Below are 14,894 nucleotides of genomic sequence, written 5' to 3'. Positions count from 1 at the left end.
CACTGGGGAATATCCATGAAAGTGAACGACTTTCTGGATTTCCCAGTTCCGGAACCTCAGTACAAGATACCCATCACGAAAAGTGCGGAAGAACCGAAAATTGGGCCGTTCGGTCTCGAAATTGACCGCCCTGATCGCCGACATCGCTCATGACGGCGGATGACAATCAAGGAGGGGACGGAGATCATGCGTTTATGTGCTTGTGCATTTCTGAGCGATCTCGAAGGCATGCAGAACCGCTTTCCCGGAAGGCTCTACAGGCCGAGTGCCGGACCGAACGTCTGGAAGCGTCGCCAAATGACTGAAAAATGCACAGCTTTCTTCTCTCCCATCGTTTGATCCTTCAAAGTCCCAGATCCGAAAGGCCCGGATGATCGTCCGGCCGGCGCCCTTGCGGCCAATGAAAAAGCCGGGCGCCGACATCGATCGTCAGATCATTGATCGAGGCGATGCGACGTCGCATCAAACCGCTCTCGTCGAACTCCCAGTTTTCATTGCCGTAGGACCGAAACCACCGTCCCTCCTCGTCATGCCACTCATAAGCGAACCGCACCGCGATCCTGTTCTCCCGGAACGCCCAGACCTCCTTGATGAGCCGATACTCATGCTCACGGGCCCATTTGCGGACCAGAAAAGAGACGATCTCCTGCCTCCCCCGCACGAATGTTTCCCGGTTGCGCCACTGGCTGTCAGGCGTATAGGCGAGCGCGACCTTCTCGGGATCACGACTGTTCCATGCATCCTCGGCCAGCCGTGTCTTGATCGCGGCGGTCTCGGCATCGAAAGGCGGCAACGGCGGACGGGACATGGTATGCCTCCTGTTCAAGAGATCAAAGATAAAGAGGCTGCCGCTTCCCGCGCCTGTGCCTCGCGTCTGGTCAGAAGCGGTGCGATCTGATCGCGGTAACCAGCCAAAATCTTTGGCGATGCGGTTTCCGGCCTGCCGGAAGTGAATGGCGGTGCGGGAGCGTATTCGAGACCGAGCTGTAGCGTCTGAGCCACCTCCGCGCCAGCGATCTCGGCCAATACGGTCAAAGCAAAATCAATACCTGCGGTTACCCCGCCACCAGTGAACACGCGCCCGTCCCGCACTACGCGCCCTTCGTCGGGTATGGCGCCAAACAGCGGCAGAAGATGACGCCACGCCCAGTGGCAGGCCGCCCGTTTGCCATGCAGCAGACCCGCTGCTCCAAGAATGAGAGAGCCGGTGCAGACCGATGTGACGTAACGCGCGCCACCGCCGAGCCGCCGGATTTCTGCGACGAATGCGTCGTCCAGCGCCACATCGAGCGCATTGAGACCCCCTGGCACGCACAGCAGATCGCACCCGGCCACGTCAGACAGCCGACGCGTGTCGGCGAAGACCAGGCCTTCGCTGGGCACCGCGCCCCCGATGAGGCTGGCGACGATGGTCTCGCTGCCGGGCATGCGGGAGAGAAACTGGTGTGGTCCCGTAAAATCCAGCTGGGTCATGCCAGGATAGACGGCAAAGAGGATGCGGAACGGCAATCGGCTCATGAGGGACTCCTTCGGGCACGGGCATCACTGTTCCCCGGAGCCGCGCTTGACGAAAGGACAATGATCCCTCATTCCGGGCCATGACACGATGCATCGGCATTCTGCTCTATCCCGATTTCCAGCTCCTCGACGCAGCCGGTCCGATTACGGCGTTCGAGATTGCCGGGCGCATGGCGGGCGACGCCTATGCGCTGACGCTCCTGTCACGCGACGGTGGCTCCATCCGGTCTTCCGCCGGCATTGTGCTGGACACGACGGGGGTGCGGGACGCAGGCCCGCTCGACACGCTGATCGTGGTCGGCGGTGACGGCAGCCGTAACGCCATGCACTGTCCGGATCTGCGTGCGTTTCTTCGCGCGCGGACGAACGATACACGGCGGCTGTGCAGTGTCTGCTCCGGAGCCTTCCTGCTGGCGGCGGCCAGTCTGCTCGATGGAAGACGCGCCACAACCCACTGGCAGCGAGCCGAGGAGTTTATACGACTGTTTCCCCATGTGCGGGTCGACCCCGATGCCATCCATATTCAGGATGGGGCCGTCTGGACCTCGGCAGGGATCAGCGCGGGCATTGATCTGGCGCTGGCCCTGATCGGCGACGATCTGGGGGACGCGCTGTCCCGACGCGTGGCACAACAGATGGTCGTGTTCCACCGGCGACCAGGCGGACAATCGCAGTTTTCGGCATTGCTGGAGATGGGCGGGGGTGAGGGACGCTTCACCGAGTTGCTTGGTTGGATACGCTCCCATCTCCATAACCGGTTGACCGTCGAGACGCTGGCCGACCGGATGGCGATGAGCCCACGCAACTTCACGAGGACGTTCCGCCTCTCCGTCGGCATGAGTCCGGCCAAAGCCGTCGAACGGCTGCGTCTCGAAGCCGCCCGAGAGCGCGTGGAGCATTCCGATACCCCTATTGAGACCATCGCGGCCAACGCGGGCTTCCATAATCCCGAACGCATGCGCAGGGCGTTTCTCCGAGCGTTTGGCCAGCCGCCCCAGGCCATGCGTCGGAACGCCAGCGCTATGTGACGCCCGGTTGTTACAGGCAGTTACGGGGGGCCAACTGTGTTGATCATGTGATCTGCAAAGGCTGACCTTTCTGGATCATGGCATTGAGGATGACGGGAAGCTGGCGCGCGACGGCGATAAGGATGGTCTGGGTGCCTTGCCCTTGGCGCTCATCCCGCATGGCGATGAGTACGGGCACGCGGCGGGAGGCAGATGTGGCCGCGATATAGAGGGCTTCGCGGAGCTTTCGGCGCGCGCCCTTCCATGTAACGCTTTTGCCGTGCATGACGCGTCCCATCAACGCACGAATCCAACACAGGGCGATCCGCTCCGCGGGCGCAAGACTGTCGAGCGAAATGGCCGGAGGCAAAGCTGTCATCGACGTTTGCCGTGGTCGTGCGGCGCATCACACCCCCTGCCTTTGGCCTTCTCTCCGACGCGGCGCGCCCGATATGCGCGGCTGGCGGCCTGGAGATGTGCGATCAGCATATAAAGCGCGGGCGTGGTGAGCATGGTCTGGATCTGGCTGACCACGAGGCCGCCGATCAGGGCGATGCCGAGCGGCTGACGCAATTCCATGCCGTAGCCGCCCATGACGGCCAGCGGCAGCGCGCCGAGAGCGGCGGCGCCAGTGGTCATCAGGATGGGCCGCAGCCGCAGCAGGGCCGCCTCGCGGATCGCGGCGCGGGGTGTGAGAGCCCGTGTGCGTTGGGCCAGCACCGCGAAATCGACCAGCATGATGGCGTTCTTGAGCGAGATGCCGGTCAACAGCAGCATCGCCACGACCGCCATGCCCGAGAACGGCAGCCCGAACAGGTCGAGCCCCAGAACCGCGCCGATGCCTGCCGAGGGCACGGTGGACAGGATCGTCAGCGGGTGAAACGGGTTTTCATAGAGGATGCCCAGCGTGAGATAGACCGCGACGATCGCGCCGAGCACCAGCATCTCGCTATCCTGCGTGCTTTTGCCCGCGTCCCCTTCATCGCTCTGCAGGACGCCGCTGAGGGCCGCCGGCAAAGACAGCGCGCGGCTTTCCGCATCGATGATGGCGTGCGCGCGCTCAAGACTCACGCCGGGGGCCAGGTCCAGCGCGATCGAGGCCGAGCTGGCATAGCCCAGATGCGTGACGCTTGCCGGGTCAAGGGTCGGGGCAAGCGTTGCCACCATTGAAAGCGGCACCAGCGTCTCGGTTCCTGTCGCAACGGCCGCCCCTGTGGAGGCCGTGACGCCGCCGGCCAGCGCATTGGCGATCTGGTTGCGAAACGCCGTCGCCGCAAGCGCGGACGACCCGCCGGCCGCTCCCTGCGTGGTCACACGGATCGTGTTCGACGCCGCACTGCCGGAGGCCGAACCGCCGGACGGGCTGACCCAGAAATTCCGAAGCAGCGCCGGATCGTGCAGGAACTGGTCCTGCAATGTCATGACGACATTATACTGCCCCCGCCAGCTATAGACGACCGAGGCGGTGATCTGCCCGAATGCGTCGGAGAGGGCCGAGCCGATCACCTGCGGCGTGACACCCAGCCGGGCGGCGATATCACGGTTGATGGCAAAGGACAGGCTCTCGCCTGGCGGATCGCTGTCCTCTTCGACATTGGTGAATTCCGGATGTCGCCTGAGCGCCCGCGCCAGTCGTCGGGCCGCTGGGCCGGGCAGCCGCTCGTCGTCGCTGCGCAGGATGTAGCTGAGGCCGGAACTGTTCGACCCCACCCGCGTCATCAGGTTGCCGGGGGCCTGGGCATGATATTCGCCGTGGCGTTCATGCCGCATGGCCGCCGCGATGCGCCGGGCGATCGTGGCGGCGCTGTCCCTTCGGTCGGTCATATCGCGCAAGGTCGCGAAGACCATGCCATGGCTCGATCCCTCCGAGGTATCCAGATAGGCCACGACATGCGAGACGGCCGGATCGGACAGCATGACCCGGCTGAAGCGCGCGATGCGTGCCCTCGTATCCTCCAACGTGGCGCCGTCGGCGCGCGAGCCGCCGGAGACGATGCCGATATCCTGTTTCGGGAACACGATCTTCGGCATGCGGGCGAACAGGATCAATGCGACCAGAAGCGTCAGGGGCAGCAGCAGCACCGTCTTGCCCGGATGAAGCAGACAGAGATCCAGGATGCGCGGATAGAGACCGGCGACCCGGCTTTCCTCCTCGCTCGGCGCGTTCCCGCTCCTGGCGGGATGCCGGGCTTCCGTGAGCCGCAGAAGGGTCGCCGTCAGACAAGGCGTCACGACACAGGACAGCACCAGCGACACCGTAACCGCAATCCCGACCGTGCCCGCGAATTCCCCGAACAGCCGCCCGGTGAGGCCGGGCGCCAGTCCGATCGGCGCGAACACCGCCAGCACCGAGATCGTGATGGACAGCAGGGTGAACACCACCTCGCTTCCGCCCATGATCGCCGCATCCTCGATCGACAGCCCGAGAGCACGATGGCGCATGATGTTCTCGATCACCACGATGGCGTCATCCACCACCAGCCCCGTCACCACGGTCAGGGCCATCAGCGAGAGATTGTCCAGCCCGAACCCTGCCAGGTGCATCGGGCCGAGACTGGCGATCAGGCAGCATGGCACGACGATTGCCGCCGCCAGCGCCGCGGTGGCGGAGCGCAGGAACGCCCAGACCACGCCCAGCGCCAGCACACAGGCGAGCAGCAGGGTGACGATCGTATGGCGCAGGGAGGAGCGGATCACGACGGAGCCGTCCCGGGCGATGACGATGTCCGCCCCCGGCGGCATCAGCGTGCGCAGGCGTGGCAGGCGCGCTGTCACCGCATCGACTGCCGACCAGATTGGCCCCCGGCTGGGCGCGCACCATGAGCGTCAGGGCCGGCTTGCCATCGAAGAAGGCGGCGGCGTTGACGTCCTGCATGCTGTCGCTCACGGTCGCGACGTCGTTGAGCCGGATGGGACGATTGTTCTTGTACGCGATGATCAGGTTCCGGTAGTCGGCGGCGCGTTCCGCCTGATCGTTGACCAACAGCTGGAAACGCTGGCCATGCGTATCGATGACGCCTTTGGGCGTATGCGCGTTGGCGGAGGCCAGCGCCGCGCGCAGGTTTTCGAAGCCCATGCTGTATTTGAAGAAGGCCAGTGGATTCATGGCCACGCGCACGGCGGGCGCCGAACTGCCCAGGAGCTTGACATCGCCCACCCCCGGCACCTGAAGCAGCATGGGGCGCAGCGTGACGTTCACCAGATCATACAGACGCGGCATCGCCATCATTCCGGGTGTGACCGCGAGGATCAGCACCGGCGTCGCATTCGGATTGGCGCGATGATAGCGGGGATCGAAACCCGGTGTTTTCGGCAGATCGGCCCGCGCCGCGCGGATAGCCGCCTCGACGTCGCGCGCGGCGCCGTTGAGATCGCGCCCGACCTCGAAGCCGAGCGAGATCATGGTCTCGCCGCGCGTGGAGACCGACTGCATCTGCGTGACGCCGGCGATGGCGCCGAGATGACGCTCCAGAGGTGCGGCGACCGTGCGGGCCATGGTCTCCGGCGTGCCGCCCGCATTGCTGGCGGAGACGGAAATGACCGGGACACTGACATCCGGCAGATCGGAAACGGGCAGCGACGGCAGGGCCAGAAGACCCGACAGCACGGCGGCGACCAGAAGCAGCGTCGTCGCGACCGGGCGACGGACGAAAAAGGCGATGAAGGTCAAAGGGAACGCCCCGTCCCCGCCGGAGGGCTCTGTCTATAAGACGATCGACGCCGGCGGCTTTTCACCGGCCGGACGAAAAAATATTCCGGAATTCAGCGAGCCTCCCCGGCGCAGACCGATGACGGCGCAACGGTGATCGAGGCTTCCCGCACGGCGAGACCGTGCCGGGCAGCGATCCGGCGCAGCAGCTCCGCGACTTCCGGCGCATGACAGGCGATCTCGCGCCCGGTGCCGGCGTCCACGAACGTCACCGCCAGCGTCGGCCTGTCTTTCGGCGCGACGCGATAACGCCACACCCTGTCGCTGCCGACATCACGATGCAGCACGCCGTGTTCAACCAGAAGATTGAGGTTCCGCTGGAGGGAGCCCTGACTGGGGACATGGCCTGCGATCATCCCACGCAGGACCTTCCAGATCTCGACAGCCGTGGCGCCTTCACCGGCTTCCACAATACCGTGCAGGAGAACGCGGCGCACGTCGGTCATCTTGAAGCCGACCGCGCGACAGCGCCGTTCGATCTGCCGGACCCGCTTGCCGCTTGCCCCCATGCCGGCCCGGATTTTCTGCACGTCGGGAGGCGAAAGGCGGTGTTCGGGAGAGGCGAGCATGGCATTGATCCTGTCACGATCTGCGGGAAAGGCGGCGAATATCAGTTGTGTTCCTGGTTGATATAAAACTGTATCGGCACGGTCAGCGTGACCGGATCGCCCGTCACGTCGACTGGTGGCGGCGGCAGGGGATCAGCGCGCTTGGGCAGCGCCACGGCTTCCTGGTCCAGCAGCCTGTGCCCGGAACTGCTCTCCAGATGCACCGAGAGCACATGACCCTTGCGGTCCATGGAAAAGGTAACGATCGGCACGCCTTCCTGATGGTCTTCCATGGCGTCGGACGGATAGCGCTTGAACTGCTCAAGCCGTGCCAGAAGCGCGCCCTGCCAGGTTGCCGGGTCGTGCGACGCTTTTGACGACGACGCGCCCGGCGCGGGGGCCGCCTGCACTGGCGCAGGCGGAGCTTCCGACGATGGCGGCGCGGTCGTGGCGTCGGCGGGTGGCGTCTTGTCCGGGATCGGCTTTTTGAGCATCGGCGCGGGTTTGTGTTTCTTCACCACCTTGCGGGGTTTTTCCGGTTTGGGCACTGGAACCGAGGGATGGGGCGCAGGCGACGGCGGCGCCGTGATCTTGGGCGGATCGACCGGTTCCGGATCGGGAATGGACTGGGTCTGTTGTGGACCGGGCGGGACATCGGTCGGCGGCGCCGGGGTCGAGACCGGTTCAGGGGCCATGTCGATGGCAATCGCGGCGGGAGGGGGCTCCGGCGTCGGCATCACCGGAGGTGGCAGACGCATGATCCACCCGATCATGCCGCCCGTCACCGCCGCCACGATCAGCAGCGAAGCGCCCCAGCGGATCGCCTCTGCCCGGCGTTCCCGGTGAAGCTGACCTTCATACCACTCGGCGAACGCCGGGGCGGGAGCGGTGGAAGTCGTGGCTCCGTCGGTCATGGTCGCCCTCCCGGAGGAGCGGCCACGGCAGGAGCGACATTGCCAACGGACCCGGCTGTTGCCCCCGCTTCGCTTCCTTCTTCCTGGCCCTGGAGGTTGACCAGCGCGACCTTGAGATAGCCAGCACGGCGCAGCCTGTCCATCACGCCCATCAGCGTGCCGTAATCCACGGTTTTGTCGGCACGCAGGAAAATCCGTTCGTCCTTGTTGCCCTTGGTTGCAGTTTCCAATGCGCCGGGCAGTGCATCGGCAGCGATGTCATCCTCCCCGAGCGCCAGACCATGATCGGCCTTGACGGTCAGGAACACCGGATCGTCCGGTCGTGGCGTCGGCTTCTCGGAGGAGGAGGGCAGATCGACCGGCACGTTCACGGTCGTCAGCGGAGCGGTGACCATGAAGATCACCAGCAGCACCAGCATCACGTCGATGAACGGCGTGACATTGATCTCGTGCGCCTCATGCGGCGTTTCGTCGGCGTGGCGGATGCGGATCATCGCCGTTCATTCCCCTCCCGCCGTACGGGCATCGCGTGTCGTGCCGAGGCGCACAATCTGTCCACTTGTCGTCGGGGCCTGCATGCGCCCCAGATCGCGCGACACCAGCCGCATGACCAGTGACGTCAGGTCCGCGACCTGCGCCCGGCAGGCGGCGGATTGACGGGCGAGATGGTTGTAGATCACCACGGCCGGAATGGCCGCCACCAGTCCCAGCGCCGTTGCCAGCAAGGCTTCGGCGATGCCGGGCGCGACAACGGCGAGGCTCGTCGCCTTGCTGGCGGCGATGCCGGTGAAGGAGGTCATGATGCCCCAGACCGTGCCGAACAGGCCGACGAAGGGCGAGGTCGCGCCGATGGTCGCCAGCAGGCCGGTGCCGCGCATCAGGCGGCGGCCCTCGGCCGCTTCCAGCCGCTCCAGATGCAGGACGATCCGTTCCTTGAGCCCTTCACGGTCATCGGGAATGTCCTGCGACTGCTCTCGCTCCGCTTCGGCGGCCATGACCAGGCGATGGGCGATGCCACCGCGATCGCGCGTCCATTCCTCGCCAAGGTTGAGCGTGTTGGCCTCGCCCAGCACACGCTCCGCGCGGCTGAGTGCCAGGCGGACACGCACGAGTTCCACCGACTTGGCGATCAGGATCGTCCAGCTCAGCAGGCTGGCCACGGCCAGCAGAACCATGACGCCGCGCACGACGCTGCCGGCGTTGAGGAACATATCCCACGGAGAAAACGAGATCGGGGTCATGACTGACCTCCATTGGAAAGGGGCGTGCGGCGCCGTGCCCGGACGAGGCAGGCGAACATCACGACGAGGGGAATGGAAAGGCTTGTCCAGGACAGCGCGAGCCAGATGCCATGCTGGCCCAACAGTGCCGACAGCAAACCGAATACCGTCAGCAGACTCAGAGCAATCGGCCAGGGCCAGACCGCGACAGGCGTGCGCGAGGGGGAAGATGACGGTGGCGGCATCGGCGGCGCGGCGTTCATCGCATCGCCTCCCCAAGTGTCGGCACAGTCTCCACATCGTCCGGATCGAAACCGAGCGCGCGCAGGCGCATATCGGTCGCGATCCGACGCTTCGCGGCCCACAGCACGACACCACTGACCAGAACGGCGATCACGACCAGATCGAGCAACGCCCAGAGCACCTTGAGCGGAAGTCCGCCGTAATCGCCGAAATGCAGCGGGCGGGAGATTTCGAGGAAGCGCAGATACCATGGCATCGGGTAAGCCCCGGTCAGCGCACCCGTGCGTGCATCGACCAGAACCGGCGTGAACAGGCGGCCGCGCAACGGTGTTGCACCATGCGTCCACAGCACATAATGCACCGGACTGCCGAAGGGCGCGCCGGGGAAGGACAGCCCCGTGACCTTGTTGCCGGGTGCTGCCTTCGCCGCCGTGTCGAACGCCGCCTGCACCGAGGACAGATGCGCCTGCGAGACCTCAGGCAAACCGGCATAAGGCTTGAGGATCTGGCGCACATCCGTGATGCGCCACAATCCGAAGAGCGGCGTCTGCAATTCATTGACGAAGCCGGTGAAACCAACCACCAGCGCCCAGGCCAGCGTGGCGGCGCCCAGCAGATTGTGCAGGTCCAGCCATGTCAGGCGCGCCGCCCGATCACGCCGCACGGTGCCGAAAGGCAGGCGCTTCATATAGCGGCCGTAAAGCACCGTCCCCGAGACCAGAGAGGCGACGAACAGAACGCCCATAACACCCATGAACAGCGCGCCGGGCAGGCCAGCAAACAGGTTCATATGCAGGCGTGTCGCCGTGCCGAGGATGATCCCGGTCCAGGTGCGGGGCTTTTTCGGCGCATCGGAAGGCGGAGACTGTTTCAGCACCTTCGCGGTGCGGGCGTCGAACTTGATCCAGTGACCCGAATGGCGGTCGGGGTATTTCTCGTCGTCCTTGAGCGCCTGCCAGCTCGGGGCCATCGACACCAGCACCGCCGGTTCATCGTCGTCGGGGTTGACCTGTGTGACGATCTGGCCGGGAAACATCACCCGCGCCTTCGCGACCATGACGTCGAGACTGGCGTTGGGCGTGCCGGGCGGCAGCACTTCATAGGGCGGATCGTCATCCCCCACGAACGCATCCCAGATCTGCTCGGAAAACAGCATCGGCAGCCCGGTCACGCAGACCACCAGCAGGAACAGCGTGCAGATCAGGCTCGTCCATTTGTGGACGACGAACCAGCGGCGCAACGTCGTGGTGGTCATGGCGTTCGCTCATCGTTTGAAAATGATGATGATACTAAGTCGCATTTCTTGAAGATATAAAGCGTCATCGTCTCCGTGTCTCGCCCTGCCTGATTTCAGCCCTCTTCTTCTAAGACGATTATGAGGCCGGATTTTCTAATGGAAATTTTTCGGAACGAACTTGCGCGCGGAGCACCCTGAAATTTGCTTTGGAAAATCGGCGCCGGCCTGAAGGCATCATTCTTCAAAAATGATAGCCGATCGTCCCATACGCGATGCGCTGATCGCCATAATGACAGAACCGGGCACTCCCGCACTGAACATAGGTATTATTGGCGAAATTGGTCATGCTCAGCCTGACATTAAGACCCTTGGCCGATTTGAACACCTGTCCCGCATCCCAGCTAAACCCCATGTCAAATAGAATAAAGGAGGGATTCCGGAATGAATTGGCCTGATCCGCCCAGCTTTTTCCCTGATACCGAACCCCAAAATTCACGGATAAACCCGGCACGAGATCTTTCGGTAGTGTATAATCGAGGAGGCCCGATGCGGCGTTCGTCGGCTGTTGGACCAGACGCTTGCCGGCCAGAGAGACCGTCTGGCCGCCGATCGTCTGCCCTGTCAGCGTGGTGCGGGAGTTATAGACCCGGTTCCATGTGTAGTTCAGGATCAGGTCCAGACCCTGCGCCAGATTGGCATGAGCCGAAAATTCGACACCCTTCGACCTCACCTGCCCGATTTCACTGCTATATTGTGGAAAGTCCGGATTGCTCACCAGAACATTGTTTTCGGCCAGATCGTAATAGGCAGCGGTCAAAAGGGACTGGGTGTGCGGAATCTGGTATTTCAATCCAACTTCCCATTGATGCCCATTCAATGGATCAGGCTGTATGATATTTCCCGCGCTATACACTTTTCCAATCTGCGGCATGAAAGATTTCGCATAGTTGAAATAGGGCGCGAGCCCGATACTGGAAACATAGTTGATCCCTGCATTCCATGTGAAGGGTCGATTGAAAAGAGTGCCATACCCGTTCCAGTCCTGACGTCCGGCGAGCGTTACGTAGAAACGACGCCATTTGATCTGATCCTGAAAATAGATGCCGTCCTGCCAATACGCATATTTGGCCCATCTGGATTTGCCATTTGTCGCCTGAAAATAATCGACGTATGTATATTGATTATAGATGGGATTGGTAATGCTTGCCGCAGGTGCCGTAGCAAATGCCCAGTTGCCTTTAGCCCATTGCCCGCGATAATCGACGCCGACGAGAAAGGAATGGGACACCGGTCCCGTGCGCAGTTTGTAACTGAGATTGGCCGTCATCTGCGACGAACGCCCACCAATATGACTATTACAAAACGCCGATCGTGCGATCGTATTCCTGGCAATATTCACGGCTCCAGCCATCAGGCTGCAAGTTCCGCCACTTTGTGCGTCAAACCGCGCCGTCATATTGAATTGGAGGTTTCTCGTGAACTCATGATGGAAGATAGCTTCCAGCATATATTCCCGATCCCAGTTTTCGTTGAAAGCCGGGTCGCCATAAAATGTTGAGACCGGAATACGTCCGGTCGGACTTTTTATGAGACTTCCGTAAGCAGGAACGCCGATCCAGGGACTCCAGCTTTGAGGATCGTAGGAAAACTGCCCGATAATGGTAAGATCGGTCTTTCTATCAATCTTCCATTCAAGATCACCCTGCGCAGCCAATCGCTTGTAATGATTGTATCGGGTCTGCGATCCCTGAGTGATACCCACACCGATCAGCCGATAAAGCAAGGTCCGGCTTTTATTGAGCGGGCCACTGAAATCGACTTGCCCCTCATAACGGTCGTAATTGCCAAAACCCACATTCGCCTGCCCTTGCGCCCGCTCGGTCGGGCGTTTGAGCGTCATGTTGATGAGGCCGCCGGGATTGGCCTGCCCATACATAACCGACGACGGACCACTCAAGGCTTCGATCCGGTCCAGAAAGAAGGGATCGCTCACGGAGGTGCCATTCAGAAGCCCGTCCACGAAGGTGTAGGATTCGAAACCACGCTGATGCACAGGCTGGAACAGACTGGCCGAAGGCGTGCTGTCATTGGAGCTCAGACTGACCACGCCCGGCGTATAGCGCAACGCCGCACCGATCGTGAGCGGCTGCAGATCGTCCATCTGCTTGCGCGTCACGACATAGACCGATTTCGGCGTTTCGATCAGCGGCGTATCGGTCCGGGTGGCCGACGCGCTCCGCGTGGCGACGAAACCCACGCCGGGACCGTAGGCGGATTGTGCATCCCCGCCAGATGACCTCACGGTGCCCCCAACGCGCACCGGACCAAGCGTAATGGCGGAAGACGCCTTGCCGAGCATCGCACTGTTCGCGCTTGTGAAACGGTAGGTCAGGCCCGTTCCGTTCAGCAGGCGGGATAGTCCTTCCTGAGGCGTGAAGTCACCCGTCACGGTAGCACTGCTGACGGCTCTCGCTTCGGCCGTCGGATAGGCGACCTGAACACCGGTTTGCCGAAGATACGCCTGCAACGCGCTTTGCAGAGGCTGGGCCGGGATCGAGAAATGCCGGATCGCCGCAGGGGGCGAGGGGGCAATTGGCCCTTCAGCCGCGCGGACTCCTGGACCCGCGAGGCAAGAACCCGTCAGCAGGGCAAAGGCGTAAAGCCGCGAGAGTGATCTGATTCCGCGATGGCGCTCATGGGCTGTCACCAAAATTTTCCTCGCTGCAAATGAAACGTATTCTTAATAAGCACAGACCTATGACGACGCAGCGGCGCCGTTCTCTACACCTGCCACGCTCTTTTTTTTGCCCTTCGCTCGGGAAGTGAGGCTGATGGTTTCGTCGACCGAGCGGAACAGCTGTCACGTCAGACGGATTTGCGAATCATTCTCATGAATGGTAGGAGGCGGGAAAGAGCATCGGACAGGTGGCGCGTCATGCAGGACAACATCGCGGTTTTGACGGACCTGATTTCCGCGGAACGGCCGAAACTGCTCAACGTCATCCAGAGGATCGTCCGCAACCCGGAGACGGCCGAGGATGCGGTACAGTCCCTGTTCGAGAAGATCCGACGCATCGAGAACGCGGCGGACATCGTCAATCCGCGTGCCTTCCTCTATCGCCTCGCGTCCAATCTTGCGGTCGACTATGCCCGGCAGGTCAGACGGCGCGAGGAAGTCCAGAGCGACATCCATGACCTTCTCTGGATCGAGGACGACACGCCGTCGCCCGAACGCGCTCTGTTCGCCCGGCACGAGCTGGAGGCGCTCGAAAAAGCCGTCGCGGCCCTTCCGGAACCGATGAGAACCATCTTCACGCTCAACCGCTTCCATGGCGTCCCCCAGAAGGAGATCGCCGCGCGCATGGGCCGGTCCATCGCGCTTGTCAGCCGCCATATTTGCCGCGCGCTGGACATCATTTCGTCATCTCGATCGGGCTGATCTTCCCGGTTCAATGGATCGTCTGTTAAATCGTGCGACAGTCATCCGTCCCAGAAAGAGGGGCGGAGACACGGCGAAGGGCACTATGTGACAGACGAACCGCACGATATCGCGGAAACGGCGCGCCGCTGGATCGTCCGGATGGCGTCCGGCGCCATGACGGCCGAGGAACTGAGCGCATTCCGGGAGTGGCGTGCGGCATCCCCGGAGCACAACGCGGTCTTCGAGCAGGAGCGGGCGCTGTGGCGCGCGCTTCACGTCACGCCGGAACAGGATCGCATCACGCGGGGCACATGGCAACGGCTGGGCCGGAGACGCCACCTGCGTCGGGGCCTGTTCCTCGGCAGCGCCGCCATGGTTGCGTTGGCTCTCGTGCTGTATGCCCCGGTCGCCTCGATCTGGCTCAGGGCCGATCAATGGACAGGAATCACAATAAAGACGCTGACGCTGGCCGACGGATCGCGCGCCATTCTCGACAGCGATACCGCCATCGCCACGCGCTACACCGCGTCGGCCCGGACGATCACGCTGCTGAAGGGTAACGCGCTGTTCGAGGTAAAGCACGATCCGCGCCGCTCCTTCCGGGTGGTGGCGCGGGATGGGGCGACGGAGGATGTGGGAACCGTGTTCGAGGTGCGCCGGGAAGAGGCGCGTGTTCGCGTGACGGTCGCGCGCGGCGTCGTGGACGTTCATGCGCCGCGTGGCGCCCCGACCGCAGTCAGGCTGGAGGCCGGGGACCGCACGAGCTATACCGACGGCAGGATCGCCCCGGTCGAACACGGCATCGCGGCGGAAGAGATCGCCGCCTGGGCACATGGTGATCTCATTCTGGACAACGCGCCGATCCACGAAGCCATCGCGGCCATTGCACGATACCGGCGGGGTCGGGTCTATGTCCTGGCCAACGATGTGGAAACGCCCCGCATCAGCGGCGCCTTTCGTATCGATCAGGCGGACGCGGCCATCACGACCATTGCTGCGACAGCCGGAATGACGGTGACGCATCTGCCAGCCGGTATCCTGCTGCTCCACAGGCCGTAAGCGTCGCGTGCCATTCGC

At 63.0% G+C, this 14,894-nt stretch carries 14 protein-coding genes and 1 pseudogene; 3 read left to right on the top strand and 12 right to left on the bottom strand.

What is annotated here, in order from left to right; translation table 11 throughout:
- Positions 1–343: 343 nt before the first annotated feature.
- Together EDC31_RS03465 and EDC31_RS03460 are read right to left on the bottom strand one after the other, a co-directional pair.
- Positions 344–808, bottom strand: a complete 465-nt coding sequence (locus EDC31_RS03465; protein WP_042061568.1) for a nuclear transport factor 2 family protein — start codon at positions 806–808, stop codon at positions 344–346.
- Positions 809–822: 14 nt separating this feature from the next.
- Positions 823–1,518 carry a DJ-1/PfpI family protein gene (locus tag EDC31_RS03460; RefSeq protein WP_042061570.1) on the bottom strand — a complete coding sequence of 232 codons (696 nt, stop codon included), beginning with the start codon at positions 1,516–1,518 and terminating at the stop codon, positions 823–825.
- Between the two features lie 80 nt (positions 1,519–1,598).
- Here EDC31_RS03460 and EDC31_RS03455 point away from each other — a divergent pair, with 80 nt between their 5' ends.
- Positions 1,599–2,546, top strand: a complete 948-nt coding sequence (locus EDC31_RS03455; RefSeq protein ID WP_042061572.1) for a GlxA family transcriptional regulator — start codon at positions 1,599–1,601, stop codon at positions 2,544–2,546.
- A 43-nt stretch (positions 2,547–2,589) separates the two neighbouring features.
- On the opposite strand, the gene EDC31_RS03450 is transcribed toward EDC31_RS03455, so the two are convergent.
- The 10 genes and pseudogenes from EDC31_RS03450 to EDC31_RS03410 form a co-directional block, all read right to left on the bottom strand.
- Complete coding sequence (locus EDC31_RS03450; RefSeq protein ID WP_132126904.1) at positions 2,590–2,904, bottom strand: hypothetical protein; 315 nt, start codon at positions 2,902–2,904, stop codon at positions 2,590–2,592.
- Positions 2,901–5,267, bottom strand: a complete 2,367-nt coding sequence (locus EDC31_RS18350) for an efflux RND transporter permease subunit (RefSeq protein ID WP_261754083.1) — start codon at positions 5,265–5,267, stop codon at positions 2,901–2,903. Before EDC31_RS18350 ends, EDC31_RS03450 begins: the two co-directional genes overlap by 4 nt.
- Before the next feature lie 109 nt (positions 5,268–5,376).
- Positions 5,377–6,132: pseudogene (locus tag EDC31_RS18345) on the bottom strand (efflux RND transporter permease subunit); the annotation flags it as partial.
- A 155-nt stretch (positions 6,133–6,287) separates the two neighbouring features.
- Positions 6,288–6,803, bottom strand: coding sequence for a Fur family transcriptional regulator (locus EDC31_RS03440; protein ID WP_042061574.1), 516 nt, complete (start codon positions 6,801–6,803; stop codon positions 6,288–6,290).
- Positions 6,804–6,844: 41 nt separating this feature from the next.
- The gene (locus EDC31_RS03435; RefSeq protein WP_042061576.1) at positions 6,845–7,696 is read right to left on the bottom strand and encodes an energy transducer TonB; all 852 of its coding nucleotides are present in this window, start codon (positions 7,694–7,696) and stop codon (positions 6,845–6,847) included.
- Positions 7,693–8,190: a TonB system transport protein ExbD gene (gene exbD, locus EDC31_RS03430; protein WP_042061578.1), complete on the bottom strand. Its 498-nt coding sequence runs from the start codon at positions 8,188–8,190 to the stop codon at positions 7,693–7,695. The genes EDC31_RS03435 and exbD overlap by 4 nt, the downstream gene beginning before the upstream one ends.
- Before the next feature lie 6 nt (positions 8,191–8,196).
- A complete protein-coding gene (exbB, locus tag EDC31_RS03425; protein WP_042061580.1) occupies positions 8,197–8,937 on the bottom strand; it encodes a tonB-system energizer ExbB in 741 nt (246 codons plus the stop codon).
- Positions 8,934–9,179, bottom strand: a complete 246-nt coding sequence (locus EDC31_RS03420) for a hypothetical protein (RefSeq protein ID WP_042061583.1) — start codon at positions 9,177–9,179, stop codon at positions 8,934–8,936. The genes exbB and EDC31_RS03420 overlap by 4 nt, the downstream gene beginning before the upstream one ends.
- Positions 9,176–10,414 carry a PepSY-associated TM helix domain-containing protein gene (locus tag EDC31_RS03415; RefSeq protein WP_042061585.1) on the bottom strand — a complete coding sequence of 413 codons (1,239 nt, stop codon included), beginning with the start codon at positions 10,412–10,414 and terminating at the stop codon, positions 9,176–9,178. The genes EDC31_RS03420 and EDC31_RS03415 overlap by 4 nt, the downstream gene beginning before the upstream one ends.
- A 223-nt stretch (positions 10,415–10,637) precedes the next feature.
- The gene (locus EDC31_RS03410; protein WP_239641747.1) at positions 10,638–13,103 is read right to left on the bottom strand and encodes a TonB-dependent siderophore receptor; all 2,466 of its coding nucleotides are present in this window, start codon (positions 13,101–13,103) and stop codon (positions 10,638–10,640) included.
- 228 nt (positions 13,104–13,331) lie between these two features.
- Here EDC31_RS03410 and EDC31_RS03405 point away from each other — a divergent pair, with 228 nt between their 5' ends.
- Together EDC31_RS03405 and EDC31_RS03400 are read left to right on the top strand one after the other, a co-directional pair.
- Entirely contained in the window at positions 13,332–13,835 is a 504-nt protein-coding gene (locus tag EDC31_RS03405; RefSeq protein ID WP_042061587.1) for an RNA polymerase sigma factor, read from the top strand.
- An 87-nt stretch (positions 13,836–13,922) separates the two neighbouring features.
- The gene (locus EDC31_RS03400) at positions 13,923–14,876 is read left to right on the top strand and encodes a FecR family protein (protein ID WP_042061590.1); all 954 of its coding nucleotides are present in this window, start codon (positions 13,923–13,925) and stop codon (positions 14,874–14,876) included.
- The last annotated feature ends 18 nt before the right edge of the window (positions 14,877–14,894 follow it).

Source organism: Acidomonas methanolica (assembly GCF_004346035.1).
GTDB lineage: Bacteria > Pseudomonadota > Alphaproteobacteria > Acetobacterales > Acetobacteraceae > Acidomonas > Acidomonas methanolica.
Note: the sequence above shows the minus strand (reverse complement) of the source record. Positions and strands in the feature narration are given on the sequence as shown.